Origin of the sequence: Flavobacterium sp. RHBU_3 (assembly GCF_046613565.1) — a bacterium.
Lineage (GTDB): Bacteria > Bacteroidota > Bacteroidia > Flavobacteriales > Flavobacteriaceae > Flavobacterium.
In genome coordinates this window covers 1-21198 of the sequence record NZ_JBKJHC010000013.1, presented here as the reverse complement: position 1 = coordinate 21198, position 21198 = coordinate 1, and the positions used below count along the sequence as shown (strand labels likewise).

General features: G+C 42.7%; 21 protein-coding genes. 17 read left to right on the top strand and 4 right to left on the bottom strand.

Annotated elements, in window-relative coordinates; translation table 11 throughout:
* Positions 1-7 precede the first annotated feature (7 nt).
* Positions 8-529 carry an RNA polymerase sigma factor gene (locus ACLI1A_RS16635; RefSeq protein ID WP_411409813.1) on the bottom strand — a complete coding sequence of 174 codons (522 nt, stop codon included), beginning with the start codon at positions 527-529 and terminating at the stop codon, positions 8-10.
* 544 nt (positions 530-1073) lie between these two features.
* Between ACLI1A_RS16635 and ACLI1A_RS16630 the strand changes: the two genes are divergently transcribed.
* From ACLI1A_RS16630 to ACLI1A_RS16615, 4 genes are all read left to right on the top strand, one after another.
* Positions 1074-1544, top strand: a complete 471-nt coding sequence (locus tag ACLI1A_RS16630) for a hypothetical protein (RefSeq protein WP_411409812.1) — start codon at positions 1074-1076, stop codon at positions 1542-1544.
* A 212-nt stretch (positions 1545-1756) separates the two neighbouring features.
* Positions 1757-2440: a hypothetical protein gene (locus tag ACLI1A_RS16625; protein ID WP_411409811.1), complete on the top strand. Its 684-nt coding sequence runs from the start codon at positions 1757-1759 to the stop codon at positions 2438-2440.
* A 300-nt stretch (positions 2441-2740) separates the two neighbouring features.
* A complete protein-coding gene (ffh, locus tag ACLI1A_RS16620; protein ID WP_411409810.1) occupies positions 2741-4078 on the top strand; it encodes a signal recognition particle protein in 1338 nt (445 codons plus the stop codon).
* Positions 4079-4319: 241 nt separating this feature from the next.
* Positions 4320-5201, top strand: a complete 882-nt coding sequence (locus tag ACLI1A_RS16615; protein WP_411409809.1) for a bifunctional 5,10-methylenetetrahydrofolate dehydrogenase/5,10-methenyltetrahydrofolate cyclohydrolase — start codon at positions 4320-4322, stop codon at positions 5199-5201.
* A 56-nt stretch (positions 5202-5257) separates the two neighbouring features.
* Here ACLI1A_RS16615 and ACLI1A_RS16610 read toward each other — a convergent pair whose 3' ends face one another.
* Entirely contained in the window at positions 5258-5689 is a 432-nt protein-coding gene (locus tag ACLI1A_RS16610; RefSeq protein WP_411409808.1) for a lipocalin family protein, read from the bottom strand.
* Between the two features lie 103 nt (positions 5690-5792).
* Entirely contained in the window at positions 5793-6314 is a 522-nt protein-coding gene (locus ACLI1A_RS16605; RefSeq protein WP_411409807.1) for a DUF6584 family protein, read from the bottom strand.
* Positions 6315-6474: 160 nt separating this feature from the next.
* On the opposite strand from ACLI1A_RS16605, the gene ACLI1A_RS16600 reads away from it, so the two are divergent.
* The 9 genes from ACLI1A_RS16600 to ACLI1A_RS16560 all read left to right on the top strand — a co-directional run bounded on the left by ACLI1A_RS16600 (position 6475) and on the right by ACLI1A_RS16560 (position 17974).
* Positions 6475-7254 carry a zinc ribbon domain-containing protein gene (locus ACLI1A_RS16600; RefSeq protein WP_411409806.1) on the top strand — a complete coding sequence of 260 codons (780 nt, stop codon included), beginning with the start codon at positions 6475-6477 and terminating at the stop codon, positions 7252-7254.
* A 51-nt stretch (positions 7255-7305) separates the two neighbouring features.
* Entirely contained in the window at positions 7306-8181 is an 876-nt protein-coding gene (locus tag ACLI1A_RS16595) for an alpha/beta hydrolase (protein WP_411409805.1), read from the top strand.
* A gap of 213 nt (positions 8182-8394) precedes the next feature.
* A complete protein-coding gene (locus ACLI1A_RS16590; protein WP_411409804.1) occupies positions 8395-10806 on the top strand; it encodes a TonB-dependent receptor domain-containing protein in 2412 nt (803 codons plus the stop codon).
* A 473-nt stretch (positions 10807-11279) separates the two neighbouring features.
* Entirely contained in the window at positions 11280-11558 is a 279-nt protein-coding gene (locus ACLI1A_RS16585; RefSeq protein WP_411409803.1) for a DUF2089 domain-containing protein, read from the top strand.
* A 6-nt stretch (positions 11559-11564) separates the two neighbouring features.
* Positions 11565-12143 carry a hypothetical protein gene (locus tag ACLI1A_RS16580; RefSeq protein ID WP_411409802.1) on the top strand — a complete coding sequence of 193 codons (579 nt, stop codon included), beginning with the start codon at positions 11565-11567 and terminating at the stop codon, positions 12141-12143.
* A gap of 6 nt (positions 12144-12149) precedes the next feature.
* Positions 12150-13547 (top strand): alpha/beta hydrolase family protein, encoded by a 1398-nt coding sequence (locus ACLI1A_RS16575; RefSeq protein ID WP_411409801.1) that lies wholly within the window; start codon positions 12150-12152, stop codon positions 13545-13547.
* An 85-nt stretch (positions 13548-13632) separates the two neighbouring features.
* Complete coding sequence (locus ACLI1A_RS16570) at positions 13633-14049, top strand: PH domain-containing protein (RefSeq protein WP_411409800.1); 417 nt, start codon at positions 13633-13635, stop codon at positions 14047-14049.
* A 100-nt stretch (positions 14050-14149) separates the two neighbouring features.
* On the top strand, positions 14150-15988 hold the full coding sequence (locus ACLI1A_RS16565) for a peptidase M61 (RefSeq protein WP_411409799.1): 1839 nt from the start codon (positions 14150-14152) through the stop codon (positions 15986-15988).
* 120 nt (positions 15989-16108) lie between these two features.
* A complete protein-coding gene (locus tag ACLI1A_RS16560; RefSeq protein WP_411409798.1) occupies positions 16109-17974 on the top strand; it encodes a T9SS type A sorting domain-containing protein in 1866 nt (621 codons plus the stop codon).
* A gap of 79 nt (positions 17975-18053) precedes the next feature.
* Here ACLI1A_RS16560 and ACLI1A_RS16555 read toward each other — a convergent pair whose 3' ends face one another.
* Entirely contained in the window at positions 18054-18821 is a 768-nt protein-coding gene (locus tag ACLI1A_RS16555) for a hypothetical protein (protein ID WP_411409797.1), read from the bottom strand.
* Positions 18822-18944: 123 nt separating this feature from the next.
* Between ACLI1A_RS16555 and ACLI1A_RS16550 the strand changes: the two genes are divergently transcribed.
* The 4 genes from ACLI1A_RS16550 to ACLI1A_RS16535 all read left to right on the top strand — a co-directional run.
* Positions 18945-19661: a DUF4369 domain-containing protein gene (locus ACLI1A_RS16550; RefSeq protein WP_411409796.1), complete on the top strand. Its 717-nt coding sequence runs from the start codon at positions 18945-18947 to the stop codon at positions 19659-19661.
* An 83-nt stretch (positions 19662-19744) separates the two neighbouring features.
* Positions 19745-20173 (top strand): hypothetical protein, encoded by a 429-nt coding sequence (locus tag ACLI1A_RS16545; protein WP_411409795.1) that lies wholly within the window; start codon positions 19745-19747, stop codon positions 20171-20173.
* Positions 20174-20259: 86 nt separating this feature from the next.
* On the top strand, positions 20260-20922 hold the full coding sequence (locus tag ACLI1A_RS16540; RefSeq protein WP_411409794.1) for a hypothetical protein: 663 nt from the start codon (positions 20260-20262) through the stop codon (positions 20920-20922).
* Positions 20923-20942: 20 nt separating this feature from the next.
* Positions 20943-21198: hypothetical protein (locus tag ACLI1A_RS16535; RefSeq protein WP_411409793.1), on the top strand; the 256-nt coding region annotated here is incomplete at its 3' end.

The window sequence follows — 21198 nt, the reverse complement described above, 5'->3', positions numbered from 1 at the left end:
AAATACCCTACTTAAAATTATCAATTTGTTTCCTAAGCTCCTGTAAAGCACCATGCAGGCGCTTTTCTACAGCCTTTACACTTATACCCAGTATTTCGGCTATTTCATGGTACTTTTTCCCCTCTATACGGTGCAGTAAAAAAGCAGTACGCTGTGCCTCACTAAGGCCCGAAATGGCTTTTTGCAGTTTTACCTTAAACTGTTGCTCTTCCAGTAAAAACTCCGGATTTTGTACATCAGCACCCGTTTTTACACTCTTTTTAGCATACTGCAACACCACCTTTTGGTGTGCAATTTGGTTTAAGGATGCATTATTAGCCACAGTATATATAAATGCCTTCGCCTTTTCGGGCGTTACACTACCACAGTTTTCCCATAGTTTTATAAAGGCTTCCTGGGCTACATCTTCGGCCTGGTCTTCATTGCCAAATTTATAGTACAGGTAATTGCGAAGCGTTTTGGCATGCTTTGCAAAAAAGTTCGAAAACGTGATTTCCTCACATATTCCACCGGTTCTTTCTATCTTCATATGCCGCTGGCTAAATTGGTTTTTTATGTTAGCTTTTATACACCAACAAGGGCTTGCTCCCTATACAAAAATAGCATTTTTACTAAAGCACAATAAACAGCCATAATGTCTTTTTCCCTACCTGAAAGGTACAACAAAAAACAACTGCCCGTATTTACTGACAATTTAGAAACGCAATACGTTAGTTTACAAAATATTTCGAAAAAAATTAAAAAATTCTTCCATAATGAGTTAATTTTTTCTAAAAACATCTTTGCAGTTTGTGAAAAAATAATTAAATTTCGGAACATTTGAGTTTGTTATTAATTCTTTTGGCCAAGTAAACCTTAGTTGATAGTTTTTAATGAAAGAGGCCTGTCGAAACACCTGCGGCAGGCTTTTTTTATGCACTAATGCGAATAATAATTCAAACTCCACAAATTCTCGACAAAAACATCTACACTCACTTTTAACCTTCCTTAAACAGAAAAAATCACGAATTTTGTCTTACTTGTAATACAGAAGCTTATTTTTTATTACAAAAAAACCGCAATTAACACGAAATATGAAACTGACAATGAAAACCCTTAGGCCTGTAGCAGCTGCACTGCTGCTTGCCTTAACCGCCTGCTCTGATGACGACAGCAACAATGTAAACGGAAACGCCACAGCAGTAGCAAACAATATGAAAAGTGGTACCTGGCGCATAACCAGCTTTACCGAAGACGGCACAGATGAAACCAACCACTTTACCGGCTACAACTTTACATTTGCTGAAAGCGGCACGCTAACCGCTACAAACACTACTAACACCTATACCGGTGTATGGAGCGTAACAGACAGTGACGATGACAGCAACGACGACAACCCATCGGGAGACGATATTCATTTTAACATTGCTTTCAGCACACCTGTTGATTTTACCGAACTTACCGACGACTGGCACGTATACGAGCGTACCGGTATAAAGATTGTACTGATAGACGAAAGCGGAGGTAACGGAGGTACGGATTACCTGACTTTTGAAAAAAATTAAAAAAATATCATTTTCCAGGTAGGGTATTTTTTTAGCTGCCTGTTATAACAGGCATATACAGTATATAAGGAGAGTATCCCATCAATAAGTGGAAATGATATAATGAAAAAGAAACGCGTCAATTAATTTTCTCCCGGCCGGTACTGTTAAAAGGTATCGGCCATTTTTTTTGATGTGTATTTAAAATATTTCCGCCAATCAATATATTTGCTATGAAAAAGTACACACTTTTTTTTACGGTCCTCGGCGCCCTATTGGGTTTTCTGTGCTTTTCATGCCAGGAGGAAAGTTCTGTCGAAAATAATTCCGGGGCGCTGGGACCTTATTCCTCTTTAACAACGCTACTGCAAACTGCTACAGTAAACGAGGCCGACCAAGGCTACATTATAGACAGCACACATTGTTTTAACATACAACTTCCGGTTACGGTTACCGCAAACGGGCAGCAAGTAACTGTAAGCTCTCAAAGTGATTACAATAACGTAGCGTCCATTTTTTCCCAAAGCTCAACCGATACAGACCAACTGGAGTACAGTTTTCCTATATATATAAACTACCCGGAAAACAATTCAACCTACGAAGTAAATTCGCAACAGGAGTATAACGATTACCTGAACAACTGCACCATAATGCCTTTCCAAAACGGATGCCTTACCATAAGCTACCCCATAACACTCTTTGGATACGACAGCAGCAACCAGGAGCAACACACATATATAATGCACAGCGATACGCAGCTTTATCATTTTTTAATAAACCTGCGCGAAAATGATTACTACACCATAAAATACCCGCTTACTATTTCCATGCCCGATCCGGGTACCCTAACAGTAAGCGACAACGACGACCTTTTGAATTTTTTACAACTGGCACAAGCAAACTGCAGCGGAAACTAAATACTGCTGCCCCTGAGTAAAGGACATGTAATAAATGTTGCACATATTTCAAGTTTTTCCAATGTAAAGACCGGCCAGGGGGAATTGGCCGGTCTTTTTTTTATTAACCTGTTAGGGAAAAACATATTTCAGTTGTTTAAGTATTGTCAAAAAGAATTTAGTTTTTTCCTATATCAGTTAATTCGATTATTCATGAAGAAACCGGCTTCATCCCAGGAGGCTGGTTTTTTTTATTTACATAACTGTTTACTTCAAAATCAAATCCTTAAATTTGCACCTTCTATAAATGAAACCACAAGTATGTTTGATAATTTAAGTGAGAAATTAGACAAAGCGTTCCATATACTAAAAGGGCACGGTAAAATTACCGATGTAAACGTAGCCGATACCCTTAAAGAGGTGCGCCGCGCCCTTCTTGATGCCGACGTTAACTTTAAGATAGCCAAAGATTTTACCACCCGCGTACGCGATAAGGCTATAGGCGAAAACGTACTTACTACGCTACAGCCGGGCCAGCTGATGGTAAAAATTGTAAAGGATGAGCTTACCGAGCTTATGGGGGGCGATGCTGCAGGCATTAACCTAAGCGGTAACCCATCGGTTATACTTATGAGTGGACTTCAGGGTAGTGGTAAAACCACCTTCTCTGGTAAGCTGGCTAATTTCCTTAAAACCAAAAAGAACAAAAAACCGCTTCTTGTAGCCTGTGATATTTACCGCCCTGCAGCAATAAACCAGCTGCATGTAGTGGGTGAACAAATAGGCGTAGAAGTATACAGCGAAGAAGGCAACCGCAACCCTGTGGAAATAGCCCAAAACGCTATAAAACACGCTAAGGCAAACGGCTTTAACGTGGTTATTGTAGATACCGCCGGTCGTCTTGCTGTAGATGAGGAAATGATGAACGAGATAGCTAACGTTCATAAAGCCATACAACCGCAGGAAACCCTGTTTGTGGTAGACGCCATGACGGGTCAGGATGCCGTAAATACAGCTAAGGCGTTTAACGACAGGCTGGATTTTGACGGTGTTATCCTTACCAAGCTTGATGGTGATACCCGTGGTGGTGCAGCCATTACCATTAAATCGGTAGTAAACAAGCCTATTAAGTTTGTAGGTACCGGTGAGAAGATGGAAGCTATTGATGTGTTCTACCCGAACCGTATGGCTGACCGTATTCTGGGTATGGGTGACGTGGTGTCGCTTGTAGAGCGTGCGCAGGAGCAGTATGATGAAGAAGAAGCACGTAAGCTACAGAAGAAAATTGCCAAAAACGAATTTGGTTTTGACGATTTCCTTACGCAGATACAGCAGGTAAAGAAAATGGGTAACATGAAAGACCTTATAGGCATGATACCCGGCGCAGGCAAAGCCCTGAAAGATGTAGAAATTGAAGACGACGCCTTTAAACACATAGAGGCCATAATACACAGTATGACACCTAAAGAGCGCAGCAAGCCTGCACTTATAGATGCCAAACGCAAAAACCGCATAGCCAAAGGTAGCGGTACCAGCATACAACAGGTAAACCAGCTACTAAAGCAGTTTGACCAAATGAGCAAGATGATGAAGATGATGCAGGGCGGTGCCGGTAAAAACCTTATGCGCATGATGGGCGGCATGAAGGGGATGCAGTAAACAGCGAAGCTGTTCCTTTAGTTTAAAGTTTAAGGTTTCAAGTTACTCACTCAGCCGACGTTACGGTAAACCATACTGTTTTTAAGGGTATGAGTAAGAACTTGACTCGAGGCTTTAGCCGAACCGGCGAAGCAAACTTTAAACTTTAAACTTTAAACAAAAAAATACAACAACACAACAACTTGGTTTTAGGATTCGAGTAAGCAACTTGAAACCTTAAACTTTAAACCTGAAACAAGTAATGACACTACTAGACGGAAAAAAGGTCTCTGAAGACATTAAGAATGAAATTGCTGCCGAGGTAGCAAAAATGAAAGCGAACGGCGAAAAGGTGCCTCACCTTGCAGCGGTGCTTGTAGGTAACGATGGTGCCAGCCTTACCTATGTGGGCAGCAAAGTAAAATCGTGCGAGAAAGTTGGCTTTGAAAGCACACTTATAAAACTGCCTGCTACCATAAGCGAACTGGAACTGCTTAAAAAAATAGAAGAACTAAACCAGGACGATAACATCGACGGTTTTATAGTACAGCTTCCGCTACCTAAACAAATAGACGAGCAAAAAGTACTTATGGCGGTAGATCCAAGCAAGGACGTAGACGGTTTCCACCCGGAAAACTTTGGTAAAATGGCGCTTGATATGAGCACGTTTATCCCGGCTACACCATTTGGTATCCTGGAGCTTTTAGAGCGTTATAACGTAGAAACCGCAGGTAAGCACACCGTGGTTATAGGCCGTAGCCACATAGTGGGCCGCCCTATGAGCATCCTTATGGGTCGCAAAGGTTTCCCGGGCAACAGTACCGTAACCCTTACGCACAGCCACACTAAAAACATTAACCAGATAACTACCCAGGCCGATATTATTATTACTGCCCTTGGTGTACCAAACTACCTGAAAGCCGAAATGGTGAAGGATGATGTGGTAATAGTAGACGTGGGTATTACCCGCGTAGCCGACGAAACTACCGAAAAAGGTTATAAAATTGTAGGCGACGTAGATTTTGAAAACGTAAGCAAAAAAGCCAGCTACATTACCCCGGTACCAGGCGGTGTAGGCCCTATGACCATAGCCATGCTGCTTAAAAACACATTACTTGCACGAGAAATGCGCAGGACAAAATAATACCAAACAAAAAATCCCAACCTCTCGGTTGGGATTTTTTTATATCCTGTTAATCCTTAGTCTTCCTTAGGGACAAACTTCATTACAAGGCCTTCAGCTTCTAACGACAGGTGCTCGTTAGTAATCTCCTTTATAGTATATACTTCAGGTCTTTCGTTGCTTTTAATTGTCAGCGTTTTATTATCAGCACTCAGTTCCCATGTACCGTCTACGGTTTTCCACTGGTTGTCAGGGCCCATAGTGTACGACTGGTATTTGCCTTCAGCTTTAAATTCCTGAGTAGCCTTACCTTTTAGCTTAGTCATAACCTCGCCAAACATTTTCTTGAACATTTCTACCTGCTCCGGCGGTAGCTTTTTAATAAGCTCTGTAGTATCTATAGCATCCAGTGTCCATTTTTTCTGGATGATGTCTTTAGGCTCTTTAGGGCCACAGGCCACTGCCATAACAGCTATGAAAGCTACAAGCAAAAGGTTTTTAATTTTCATTGAAGTTGATTATAAAATTTTAAAAGTTATATACTGTTGTTACAATTTCGGTGTAATGATACGACATTATTTTGACACGGCAGCAATGCGGCTATTTTTCCTTTTAGCGGAACAAATCCTTTATAAACTGCAAAACATTTACTAAGCCCGCAATAAACGCAAACAACACCAAAACTAAAAGGAATATACAACCTGCATCACTGCCGTAACTTTTTCCTTTTGAATCTGACTTACCTGAAGCATTCGGATTTTCTTTATAGCTTTTTTGGTTTATGTCATCCGCCTCCTGTTTAAGCGCTTCAAGCTTTTGCCTTGCATAGTCGGGTAAATTTTTCTTATTACCGCGGTATTTCAAATCATGCAATGCCTGCTGTGCCGAGTAGTTTATACTTTTCATATACAAATCAACACATCCTTTCCTTGCATTTTCGGGAGAGGAAAGCAACCAGTAAAGCCCCGCCATGTCGGCAAAACCTGCTTCGTAGTAAAGTTCGGCTAATGCTTCCCGAACCCTCAGGTCGTCCGGGTATGCGTTAATAGCACTTCTAAGCCGGTGCACAGCCTTTTGTTTCAGCCCTGCATTAGCCTCCTGTTTGGCTATCCTTAACTGGTGCCCAATGTCCATAATGAAATAATGATTGGTTTACAAAACGCCAAAAACTTAACTACAAAGCATAAGGCGCAACAAAATAAGAAATAGTTCTTTACAGAACCAAAAAAATTTATAATTTTGCATTCATTTTATCTGAAGAAATAAAAACTCTGTTATAAGCATTTACAAAATTATGGCTAACATTAAGGAACTAAGCGTTGAAGAAAAGTTAAGGGCACTTTATGATTTACAATTAATCGACTCTAGGGTTGATGAAATCAGGAGCGTAAGGGGCGAACTTCCGCTTGAGGTGGAAGACCTTGAAGATGAAGTGGCAGGGCTTAGCACCAGGCTTGATAAGCTAAAAACCGACCTTGAAAGCATTGAAGAGCAGATAAAGGCCAAGAAAAACGCTATAGACGACCACAAAACGGCTATAAAAAAATATACGGAGCAACAAAAGAACGTACGCAACAACCGCGAGTTCAACTCCCTTACTAAAGAGGTAGAATTCCAGGAACTGGAAATTCAGCTTGCTGAAAAGCACATTAAGGAGATGAAAGCTTCTATAGAGCACAAAAAAGAAACCATAGCACAAAGCCAGGAAAAACTTGATGCCAAGAAAACACACCTTGAGCACAAGAAGAACGAGCTTGATGCTATAATGGCTGAAACTGAAAAAGAAGAAAACTTCCTTATAGCTAAGTCTAACGAATACCGCGAGCAGATAGAAGCCAGGCTTCTTGCCGCTTACGACCGTATTCGTGGCAGCGTACGCAATGGCCTTGCTGTAGTATCTATAGAAAGGGGTGCCAGCGCAGGTTCATTCTTTACCATTCCGCCACAAACACAAATGGAAATTGCTGCCCGTAAAAAAATACTTACAGACGAGCACAGTGGCCGTATCCTTGTAGACAGCTCTCTTGCTGACGAGGAAAGAGAAAAAATGGAACAGCTTTTTGCAAGCATCTAAAAATAATACAAGCCTCCGCAAGGGGGCTTTGTTTTTACCATCCCACACCGAATGTCGCCTATAATAACCAAAATCGTTGCAAAAGCATTAGGACTAAGCATTAACCTGCTTAGCTACGTAGCCCCTGCCAAAGCCACAGCACTGGCCTACCGTTACTTCAGCAAGCCGCTATACGGTAAACTGAAGCGCGACGACCTGCCCGGAATTTTGCGCGAGGCACAACTGGAAACCATACTGCACAACGGAGGGAATTTTCAAAGCTACATTTGGCCCGGAAACGAAACCAAAGTACTCTTAGTACACGGCTGGGAAAGTAACTCGGCACGCTGGAAGCTGCTTATAAGCTACCTGCGCAAGGCCGGATGTACCATTATAGCGCTTGATGCCCCTGCGCACGGCCTGTCGGACGGAAAGGAATACACCATTCCGCGCTATGCCGAATATGTAAACGTACTGATACAAAAACACCAGCCAAACCACCTTATAGGGCATTCACTGGGCGGAGCCACAGTATTGTATACCCAGGCACACTACCCTAACCCGTATATAGAAAAAATGGTAGTACTGGGCGCTCCCAGCGAACTGACCATTGTACTGAACAACTACCGCAAAATGCTGGGGCTGAACAAGCGTATTTTCAAGAACCTGAAAAAGCACTGCACCGATCGTTTCGGGCTGGACCCAATGTCGTTTTCGGCGGCGGCATTTGCAAAAAAAATAGACGTTCCCGGTCTTGTAGTGCACGACCGCGAAGATGAAACCGTAGCTTTTTCGGAAGGGATGCGTATTGCCAATGCGTATACCAACGCCAAGTTTGTAGCCACAAAAGGTATGGGACACCGCCTGCACGACGACAGGCTGTACAACCGTATTTACACCTTTCTGTTTAACGAAGAAGACGAGGTTTCTATTGAGGAAATAGCCTAATACCATTTTCTGTCGGAGTTTCCGGTTGAAACCACGTTTACTTCCCGCCCACCTATTACCCCAAACCACCTTAAACACAAGCCCGTAACTTTTTCCAGAAAAAAGTTTCAAAAAAATGTGTAACAAAATAAAACAGGGGTAGTCATATAGGGGTCAATCATCATTAGCCTCCGCAACTGGAAACAACTGCAGGAGGAGATTAAAAAACGAAAAATGAAATTAAATGTACTGTTGGTGCTGCTATTTGGCAGTATCATGACCCTTACTGCCCAAACCAAAGGCAGCATCTCCGGAAAAATTACCGACAAAACCTCTAAGCAGCCCCTACCCTACGTAAGCGTTGTGGTAAAAGACAATGGCGCTACCGTAGCCAGCGATGTAGCCACAGAAGACGGTAACTTTAACATAAAAAACCTGCCGGTAAAAACCTATACGGTAGAGATAGTGTTTATGGGTTACAAAACCCAAACCGTAAACGCTGCACTTACCGATAGCAAACCTACCCTAAACCTGGGCACCATAGCACTTACCGAAGAAGCCACAACCCTGGACACCGTAGAAATTGTAAAGGAAACCAGCACCATAGAACAAAAAATAGACCGCAAGGTAATTACCGTAGGCCGCGACCTTACCACAGCGGGAGCCACCGCCAGCGAAATTATGAACAACATCCCGTCGGTAAACGTAGACCAGGATGGAAACATATCGCTTCGTGGTAACCAGAATGTGCGCGTACTTATAGACGGCCGCCCTACTACCATAGATGCCGCCACGCTACTAAAACAAATTCCGTCTACATCCATAAAAAAGATAGAGCTAATAACCAGCCCAAGTGCCAAGTACAACCCTGAGGGGATGAGTGGTATTATTAACATCATCCTGAATAAAAACGCTAACGACGGTTTTAACGGCAGCTTTAACGCCGGCCTTACCTTTGGGGAAACCCCGAAATACAACAACTCGCTGGATATGAACTTCCGCACCGGAAAGGTGAACTTTTTTGCCAACGGCGGTACTAATGGCGGAAAGTATTTTAACGGCGGCCACGTACAACGTTTTGATACCGGTGGAGAAACCCTGATAGATGTGGTAAACGACAACACCGGCTTTTTGGCCAAGTTGGGCATGGACTATTACATTAACGATTTCAACACGCTTTCGGTATATACCAACCAAAACCAGGGTACAGGTGATGCCTCAGTGAACAGCGACATTACGTACCCAACGGGCAGTTCGTTTGATAACATTTTGCAAAGGAACACCATAGACGGAGACAATACGAATAATACTTACGACCTGGCTTTTAAGCACAAATTTGAAAAAGAAGGCCACACCCTTGATTTTGAAGCCAACTACAATACCGTAAAAAGCACCCAGAATGCCGACTACGCCACTACAACAGGCACTACCGACCCTGTGTACTACAACGACGATGTACTGGACAAACGCAAAAACCTGACCGCCAACCTGGATTACGTAAATCCGCTAAGCGAAAAAACCAAACTTGAAGCCGGTGCCGAAGCACGTATAATACGTACTGATAACGCGTACCAAACCACCCGCGTACTGGAAAACCCTGCGCTGCAAAACTCGGTATACAGCTACGACAACGCCATTTACTCGCTGTACGCTACATTCTCACAGAAGTTTGACAAGTTTAGCTACCAGTTGGGATTACGTGGTGAACATTATAAGGCTGATGCCGACTTTAACAACGGCGACACCACCTTTGAAAACAAGTACTTTACCTTATACCCATCTGCATTTGCATCGTATGTACTAAGCGAAAAAAGCACCGTACAAATAAGCTACAGCCGCCGTGTAGACCGCCCAAGCCTGGAGCAGACCAAGCCGATAAGGGAGTTTAGCACCCCACAGTTTACCTCATTGGGTAACCAAAGGCTGGAACCACAGTTTACTAACTCTATAGAAGCAAACTATACACGCACTTTCGGTAAAGGTTCGTCTATAACAGGAGGCGTGTTTTACAGGCTAATCAATAACGAAATTAACCGCGTGATTTACCCTGACGAAACCACACCAAACACCCAGGACCTTATTATGAGCTATGCCAACTTTGGGCACAACAACTCGTATGGTTTTGAGGTTTCGGCAAACTATAAGATAACCAAGTGGTGGGACATACAGCCTGCTATTGATTTCAGCAGCATTTCGCAGCAGGGTATCGTAGCGGTACTGGCAGACGGCAGCGACACGGAGTTTGATTTTATCACCCGAAAAATAAACGCTAATGCCTTTAACGCACGTATGAACAGCAACTTTAGGGTAAACCAGCGCCTTAGTTTCCTGCTGTTTGGGTTTTACCGCAGCGGCGTAAACGGTGTACAAAACAACGGACACGAAATGTACAAGGTAGACAGTGGCGCACGCTACAGCCTGCTAAACAATAAAATGACGCTGAGCCTGCGCTTTAACGATATGTTTAAAAACATGCGTTACGGATTTGACAGCCGCAACCCTTACCCGCAAGAGGGTGAGTTCCGCTGGGAGAGCCGCACCGTATATTTCGGGCTAAACTATATGTTTGGTTCGGGTAAAAACAGGGCAATGCAACGCAAAATGCACGAAGACAACACCAAACAGGGTGGTGGCGGAATGTTCTAAGAAAACACAACTGCACCCCACTTACAATAAAGCACAGCGCAAAGTGCAATTTTCATATCAGATTTTAGGTTGGTAACGCCCCGCGGAGATTTCGGTTTCCCGGGGCTTGCCTTTTATATGAAGTTTGTTGTTGCCTTATTCTATTCCAAAAACCTTTCTTACAAACTGAACAATCAAACCTACTACACCTACAACCAATAGTATTACTATCCTATATTTTCTTGATTTTTGATAACTCTCAAAAGAGTTTCCCTCACTAGCCTGTCGAACAAGAAAATAAATGCCGATAGCGACTATAGCTATAAAAAAGAATAATTGGGGAATCAACATCAGCAAAATCATTTTGAAAAACCAAATATAAACAAAAATCCCCATCTCCACCTTACCGCTTCAAAACCTTCAACTTTAAAGTATTTTTCATTTTTATTAAAACATATTTTAATTTTATTTATCTTTGAGTAAACAAAATTAAAATGACCACACCAAAACTCCCTACCCAGTGCCCTGGATGCCAGGGTGCACTGCATGTGTCGCAACTGGCCTGCCCAGATTGCAGTACGCAGGTATCGGGTGCATTCAGCCTGCCGCCACTGGCGCGGCTAAGTGCCGACGAACAGGATTTTATAGTGCAGTTTGTTATAAACGGTGGCAGCCTTAAGGAAATGGCCGCAATTACAGGCGTAAGTTACCCCACCGTGCGCAACCGCCTGGACGACCTCATCCTGAAAATAAAAGCCAACAAGCAAAACTAAAAGCCAATGAACAAACTGATTTACAACCCTTTTGAAAAATTCAGCGAAAAACAATTATTCTTCTCCGGCAGCATTGCACTACTAATAGGAAGTGCTATAGCGGTACCGTTCTCGGCACGGTTTGACGGCATTATAGACATGCACCTGTCTGACACCGTAATGTGGTGGCAACCGCTTGCAGACAACCTCCTGAACACGCTTGTGCTTTCGGCGCTGTTGTTTGCCATAGGCAAAAGCATAAACAAGGGCGTACGTTTTATTGATGTGCTGAATGCAGCATTAGTATCGCGCGCGTTGTTTTACCTGCTTCCGCTAACAAATATAGGCGGATACCTGGGCCGCGCCACAGAGAACATTATTAATGCCGGGGCTGATATAACAAAAATGGATCCGGTGGCGTTAGGGTTACTGTCGGTACTGGGTATTGTTTCTATGGCACTGCTGGTTTGGGCCATGGCACTGCTGTACCACGGCTACCGTGTAGCGGCCAATGTAAAAACCACCCCGCAGGTGCTGGTATTTGTTGCTGCGGTTATTGCAGCAGAAGTGATTTCGAAACTATTGATATACAACATTCCATACTAATTCAACATGAAAAAATTTTTACTTACTGCGGTACTTATGTTTAGTGCTGCACTACAGGCCCAGGATATTACGGGCGACTGGTTTTCATTACTTAGCTTTCCCGGCGGGCAATTACATATAAACCTGCACATTACAAAAGCTGAAAAAGGATACACCGCCACCATGGACAGCCCGGACCAGGGCGCCAACGGTATACCGGTAACCACTATAGATTTTGAAAACAACACACTGGTGTGGGGCATACCCGCAGGTGGCATTAACTATAAAGGCACACTGGAAGGTAAAACCATTAAGGGCACCTTTACCCAGAACAATTACCCTATGGATCTTAACTTTAGTCGCGAAAAGGTTGAGGCTGTACCGCCCAAGCGTCCGCAGGAGCCTAAAAAGCCGTATCCGTACTACGAAGAAGAAGTTAGCATACAAAATACTAAGGCAGGCCTTACCCTTGCCGGAACACTTACCCTGCCAAAACAGGGCGGCAGTAACTACCCTGCCGTAATACTGATTACAGGCAGCGGCGCACAAGACCGTAATGAGGAGATTTTAGACCATAAGCCTTTCCTGGTACTGGCAGACTACCTTACCCGTCAGGGAATAGCTGTACTGCGCTATGACGACAGGGGCACAGCAAAGAGTACCGGGAAATACGCCACCGCTACTACCGAAGATTTTGCGACCGATGCAGAGGCTGCTTTTAACTACCTGAAAACCCGCAAGGAAATAAACGCTAAGAAAATAGGCCTTGCAGGCCACAGCGAAGGTGGTATTGTGGCGCCTATAGTAGCCGTAAAAAACCCCGACGTAGCTTTTGTAGTATTGCTTGCCGGTACCGCAATACCGGGCGATGAGCTGATGATGCTGCAAAACTACCTTATAGGCAAGGCGAATGGTATGCCCGAAGAGGAACTAAAAAAACTGGGCGCCATAAACCGTACTGCTTATGACCTTGTAAAGCAGGAAGAAAACACCGGGATATTAAAAACCCGCCTTCAGGCAGCGTTTAACAAAGACCTGAAGCCGTTGCTTATATCTAAGGGGATACCTGAGGCGCAGGCATCGCAATACATAGAAATGCAGATAGGCGACCTTACCACACCATGGTACCTTAACTTTATCCGCTACAACCCCTACCCTACACTGGAAAAGGTAAAATGCTCGTTACTGGCCATAAACGGCAGTAAAGACGTTCAGGTAGCGCCTAAAGCCAATCTTGAGGCTATAAAACGTGCTGCTGCAAAAAGCGGTAATAAAAAGGTAACCACTGTAGAACTGGAAGGGCTTAACCACCTGTTCCAGACCAGCACCACCGGCGCACCTACAGAGTATGGCGAAATAGAAGAAACCTTTGCTCCCGTTGCCCTGAAAACAGTAGGCGACTGGATAGTACAACAAACAAAATAAAGTTTTACAACACCACAAATTGCACTGGCCTTGCAAGTAACAATGTATACGAGTCGGTGCAATTTGTGGTTATAAACTCATTAAAATGCCAAAAGTTTTCCGTTCGAAGATTGGCCCTGAGCTTATAATCCTTTTATCAGTAGGTATGCTTCCGGCATTGGTTACCATGCTGGCAGAGGAAGAAAAAGACTGGGTAGCCATTTTAATAATGCCTGCGCTTTTTGTGCTTGTATTATTACTCCTGCGCACCACGCGCTATACCATAAACGGAAGTACGCTACGGGCTTATGTATGGTTCTTTGGCTATAAGCCTATTGACATAAATACCATTACCACAATAAAAGACACCAGCAACCCGCTGAGTGCCCCGGCGGCTTCGTTAGACCGCATGGAAATAAGGCATGCCAGGGGATATCTTCTGGTTTCGCCAAAAGATAAGGAGGGGTTTATACAATTGCTTCAGGAAATTAACCCTGCAATTACATACAATTCAAAGAATTAACTATAAAATAGTACCCGCAAAATTACTGCGGGTATTTTTTTTATCTTTAGCCGTAACAAAAAAGCCATTACCAATACTTATTGGCAAGAAAACATAAACTATGAATAAATTCATCTGTACACTGGCTCTGTCCCTTACCCTGGGCGGCCTTACTTATGCCCAAAAGGGCGGCGACATTAAGGTAGCTATAGACCTTACCAATGTTAAGGACGACAAAGTCCAGGTAACAGTAATACCCGATCCTGTAAAAACAGCTACGGTAACATACTTTATCCCGAAAACCGTACCGGGAACTTATAGCGCAGACAACTATGGTACTTTTATAGAAGGCCTTAAGGCTTATGACAAAAAAGGCAAGGAACTTACCGTAACCCAGCCCGATGTTAACTCGTGGAAAATAGAAGATGCTAAAAAGCTGGCTAAGATTACCTACCTGGTAAACGACAGCTATGATAACGAAAAAGAAAAGGAAGATCCTATCTTTTCTCCTGCAGGTACTAATATTGATGCGGGTAAAAACTTTATGCTGAACACCCACGGGTTTGTAGGTTACTTTGAAGGAAAAACCGAAACTCCGTATACTGTAACCGTAACACACCCGGCTGAGCTTTGGGGTGCTACAAGCATGACCGACAGCAATGCATCTAACACTGTAGATGAGTTTAAAACATCGCGTTACCACGAGCTTACCGAGTTCCCGGTTATGTACAGCAAGCCTGATTATACCACCTTTACCGCAGACGGTATGGAGATAATCATAGCGGTATACTCGCCTACAGGAAAAGTAAAAGCTGCCGATGTAACCCCGATGCTGGAAAAAACCATGCGCGCCCAGAAGAAATTCCTTGGCCCTATAAACAGCAACAAAAAATATGCAGTGCTTATCTACCTTTCTGAAATGGGAGATAATGATGCCAACGGTTTTGGTGCATTGGAACACCCTACCTGTACTACAGTGGTAATGCCAGAAATTATGGACATAGAGGAACTTGCCGAAAACTTTAAAGACATAGTATCGCACGAGTTCTTCCATATTGTAACGCCGCTTAGCGTACACAGTAAAGAGATTCAGTATTTCGACTTTAACAACCCTAAAATGAGTGAGCACCTGTGGATGTACGAAGGTATTACCGAGTACTTTGCAAACCTGTTCCAGATTAACCAGGGGCTTATAGACGAAGAGGCATTTTATAACCGTATGGCAGAAAAGATAGCCCACTCACGCAAGTATAATGACACCATGCCGTTTACCGTAATGAGTAAAAACGTACTTGAGGCAGGCTACAAAGACCAGTACAACAACGTATACGAAAAAGGTGCGCTTATAGCCATGTGCCTTGATATTACCCTGCGCGAGCAGAGCAACGGCAAACGTGGCATACTTAGCCTTATGAGCGAACTGAGCAAAACATACGGTAACAACAAGCCGTTTAACGACAGTGAACTTTTTGACAAGATAACTTCTATTACCTACCCTGCCGTAGGCGAGTTCTTTAAAACATACGTATCGGGTAACACGCCTATACCTTACGAGCAGTTTTTTGCTAAAATGGGTGTAACCGAAGCTAAAACCAGCAAAACAGGAAACCCGTTCCTTATAAACATGCAGGAGCCTACAATTACTGTAGACCGTGCTACCAAAACAATCCTTTTAAGACCAGACCTGGAGCCAAATGCTTTCTTTAAAACACTTGGTATACAGAAAAACGATGCCCTGCTTGAAATAAACGGTACTGCTTATAACCTGGATAACATTTACGACCTGATAACCCTGAGTATAGGCTGGAAAGGTGGCGAAGACATCAGCGTAAAAATAAAACACGATGGTAAAGAACAGGTGGTAAAAGGCAAAATAGTACTACCAAGTGAAGAAGTAAATACATGGAAAGGAACCGATGCCTCTAAAACCGAACTGCGCAATGCATGGCTAAAAGGATAATCCGCATCACTTTTCTTAAAATTTTAAAATCCTGCACATGTTGCAGGATTTTTTTTGCATATACACGCAACCTTTTACGTAAATTCACATCTAACAAGAACAAACCTTTACCTTACAGATATGAAAAAATTCTTACTTCTCCTGTTTCTTGCCGTAAGTTCTATTGTTTCTGCCCAAAATGCAGCCCTGTGCGAGGAAGCCTACTCACTATGCGGGTCATTAGGAATACCATTTCCTAATACAACAGGTACATCTGCACAAACAACCCCTATCTCAACCTATGGATGCCTTGGCTCACAACCTAATCCTGTGTGGTTTTATTTTAGTATTGCAGAAAGCGGACCACTTGCATTTATAATGAACCAGGTTTCTGAAAATGGCACTCCTATAGATGTGGATTTTATTTGCTATGGCCCTTACAGCTCTCCGGAAGGAATGTGTAACAATGCCGGAAGCAATAATATAGTTGACTGTAGCTATTCTGCATCGGCAACAGAGCAATTAGATATATCTAATGCACAGGCCGGTGAATACTACCTTTTAATGATAACGAATTTTAATGGCAGTCCAGGCTTTATCACTATAGAAAACGCATTAAACGGCACGGGTGTTATAGGCTGTTCAGGCATTAATATAAATGCCTTTATAGACGCGAATGCAAACGGCGTACGTGATGCAAACGAAACCAACTTCCCTTTTGGTGTTATAAGCTACGAAGCAAACAACAGCGGAACAGTGCATGAAGTTAACGACTCAGACGGTTTCTTTACTATTTATAACGAAGACCCTGCAGCCAGTTACGACTTTAGCTACAGCATACCGGAGCCTTATACCAGTTACTATTCGGTGAGTCCGGCATCGTACCAGGACATAAACCCACAGGCACCGGGCAGCATACAAACCTATGAATTCCCCATATCAATAATTCAGTCGTACCAGGATCTTAGCGTTAACCTTATAGCTTCGTGGGGTAGCCCTGCGGCTGGCTTTAGCCACCACCTTACAGTGGCCTATACCAACCTTGGCCCTGAAACCGTTTCGGGCACCGTAGCTTTTACAAAAGACAATGCTTTTACCATAACAAGTGTTTCATCTCCCGATGCGATAATAACACTTTATGGCTTTGAACTGCCTTTTACAGACCTTGCCCCGTTAGAAATACGATACGTAACCGTGTATATGGATGTACCCGCCATACCTACAGTAACATTAGGTCAGCTTACCAGTTGCTCGGCGTCTATAACCCCGGTTGCCGACGATGTAAACCCTACAAATAACCTTTCGGAACTTTCACAGGAAATTGTAGCTTCTTACGACCCGAATGACATTACCGAATCGCACGGGCGCGAAATTATAGCGGCTACATTTACCGAGAACGACTACCTGTATTACACCATACGTTTCCAGAACCTGGGTACTGCCCCGGCACACAATGTACGCATAGAAGAAGTACTGGACACACAGATAGACGCTTCTACCCTTACCATGCTAAGCAGCAGCCACAGTTACGAACTGGACCGTACCGGCAGTAACCTGAGTTGGAAATTTAACGATATAATGCTACCCGCTGCCCAGGACGACGAGGCAGGAAGCAACGGCTATGTATACTTTAAGGTAAAACCCCTACCGGGCATACAGGCAGGCGACATGATACCGGCATCGGCAGGAATATATTTCGACTTTAACCCTGTGGTAGAAACAAACACCTTTACTACCGAATTTGTTACCGCGCTTAGCACCGCCACCGTTACCCCAAAAGCCTTTACCCTATACCCTAACCCGGCTACGGGGCGTGTAAACATTACCTCGGTTAACGGTATAGACACGGTAAAGATTTATGATATTACCGGAAAAGTACTGCTTAGCAAAGCATATAACGGCGCGCTGCAAACTACTATAGATACTGCAAGCCTTTCGGCCGGTACTTATTTTATAGAAGCACAACAAGGCAATACGCACAGTACCCTGAAGCTTATAAAACTATAACTGCCCCTATTTCCAGATATTCCAAAAAAAATGGCTGTACCGTGTGGTGCAGCCATTTTTGATTATGCCCTATTTCCTTTTACTTTTGTATAATTAAATAACCAAAATAGCCTTTACGGGTACACAAGGTTACCGAGCCACGTTTTGTAGCCTCCCTAAATAAAGGCTCTTTAACAATAAAACTTTCCTTCTCTCCCCCGGTTGTATATATGTTTATATGGTATACATCATTATGCTTGCCGGATGTGGTATAAGTATTTGCCACCCTGTAACTGTTGTACTCAACACGCACATCGGCAAATTGGCTATTTATAAAAGGCACACTAATTGCACCTATAGATGTGAAAAATACCAGTGCATGGAATACAATTTTAAACCTGCGGTCTCCATCGGAATAAATTCCCGGCAACAACTTACCAATAACAAACAACATTATTAACCACACCGGCACAGCTGCCAGGGCAGACAGCATAGCTACTTTTGCCCCACCAAAAGTATTTCGGATGATATAAACCTGAAAAATAAGAAAAACAACACTAAGCACCATAAGTGCAGCAAAAATGTTTTTTACAACACCAAAAGCACTACTTTCATCACTGCTTTTTACTCCGGGCAACGGGAAATATTTATCCATCAGCGGCCGTAGTTCCGGTACTAACTTTGCAAGTCCGAAAATAAGCATGAACCAACCTAACAGATTTAGTAAAAACAAATCATCATGTTCTGTTGTGTCAGAAAAATACATCATTGCCACACCTGTAAGTATAGCAATAAAATATAACCCTGCATAACCACTGGGAGCACCACCCCGAATATTAGATGAAAATTTATTTTTGCGTTTGCCCATAATCAGGTAATATTTTTCAGACTAATATAATACTTTATCCATTCCACAAAAAAACGTTATCGGTATAATATAAAACATAATTTTTATTACTTTGCGCTGGTTTTTTAACATACAAACACAAAGATGAAAAAGATACTTGCAGTAGTGGCCGCCCTTACACTTTTTACAGCCTGTAAAAAAGAAGACCATGGCGACACAAACGTACATATAACAGGAAATATTAAGGGTTTTAAACAGGGTAGGCTGTTTATTAAAAAATACAACGACTCTACACTGGTAACTATAGATACCATAAATGTAGACGGCGACTCTAAATTTGAGAGCCACCTAAAAATGGATAGCCCAGATATGCTGTACCTGGTTATAGACCGTGGTACTACCGAAAGTATAGACGACAACCTGATGTTTTTTGCCGAACCGGGCAACGTAACCATAGATACCAAGCTCGACTATTTTTATGCGCAAGCTAAGATAAAGGCAGGCCCTAACCAGGATAAATTTGCCGAATACGAAAAAACCATCCGCCGCTATACCGACATGAACCTGGAACTGGTAGCCAAAAATATGGAAGCCACAAAACAAGGCAATGCCACAAGGCTGGACAGTATATCTAAAGCCATGGACAGCAACACAAAACGCCGTTACCTGTTTACTGCAAACTATGCCCTGAACAACGGCAAGTATGAAGTAGCGCCGTACATAGTACTGAAAGAAATTCCGGATATAAACCTGAAATACCTGGATACGATTTCTAAAAGCATGACACCAAAAGTGGCCGCTTCTAAGTACGGGAAAGTACTAAATGAGTACATTAAAGAGCGTAAAAAGGAAGGAATTTAATCAAATTCGTTAAAGCGGCACTTTACAAAAGATATATTTGGGTTTTTCATTAACTTGCACCGCCCATCTAAACCTTTACTAAAGTGAACAATTCATTTTTAGGTAAAAACTACACGGCGTTATTATTTTTAACGTCGTCTTTTTTTACGCTGCTTTACGCGCTTTTTATCAGCGCATTTGCCGAAGAACGCTTTGTAAGCCTAAGCTTCAGCAATACTTTTATTTCCCTGGACAAGTTTGAACTTGCCATTTTCTTTAAAATAGCGCTTTTTGTTATCGCGCTGGGGTACTACCTTGCCAACAGGCTAAAAATGCCCTTAAACAGCAGCCTTACGCTTACACACACCATAATAACACTGGGGTGCGTACTGATAAATGCCATACTGCTTGTAGCCCTGCCCGAATGGAAAATAGAAATAGTTTCCTTTTGGCTTATTACGGTAGCTACAGCAGCACAATTGCTGTTTATAGCAAACCTGGCTATAGGTGTACGCAAACGGCATATAGCGTAGCTCCACACCCCGCTTACGGGTTATTTTTACCAGGCTGTTTTTGCAAATGGCAGATTGTTTATATTTGGGTTTTAACCAACCCGGATATGAAGCGGAACTTCTATATACTCACCTTACTTACCGTTTTGCTTTGCAACGCACAAAACAAGCAAAAAACAGAAACCATAGTACTCCCAACCGGGAAGAACAAACTTACCCTATATGAAGTGCTAACCCGGGAAGATCCCGGCAGGTACACCAAGCTGGATATAACAGGAAGCTGCAACACAAGCTACATTCCTATAGATATATGGGATAACATTCCTGCCGATTTCCTGAAAGAAAACAAAAACGCTGTAGCCTCTCAGTCTGTTTTCGTGCGCACCGAAAAAAACCACACTATTTTACTGCTTTTCGGCTTCTTCTACGGAACAGGATATGATGAGATAACCCTGATAAGCATAGAGGGTTCTAAGACACATCTTTTGCACGATAATGAACTGGAAACTCCCATAGCATTTAAAGACCTGGACAACGATAACAAAGCCGAACTTATTTGCCACAACGAACCCGAAATGATATCTGAACACGTTAGCGCATACAGTCCGTACATCGTTTATAGTATAACTGCTAATTCATTTACAAAAAATTTGCAGCTAACCGAGCAGTACAACAAAATACATTATGTATGGGCAGGTGCTATATATCGGGAAGATATTAAAGTAGCGCTACCCAATGACCCAGAAGAAAAATACAGGATTATTAAATAGACTATCCAAAAAATTAAACCATGAAATTTTATCTCTCAATATTGTTTATCCTGCTATTTCAAATCTCGATAGGTCAATGTAAAATAAACCTCTCTGCTTTTGGCATATCAGATATTGAAGGAAATTCTTCTAAGGAAATCTTAAAGAAGTTTGATTCATCCAAGCTTTTCAACATCGAAGGCTTTAAAGCACCCGATTATGAGTTTTATAAAGCACAAAAAAAGATTGTAATTGCTAATTTGAATCTTGATGCTGTTTTTGAAATTTATTTTTATA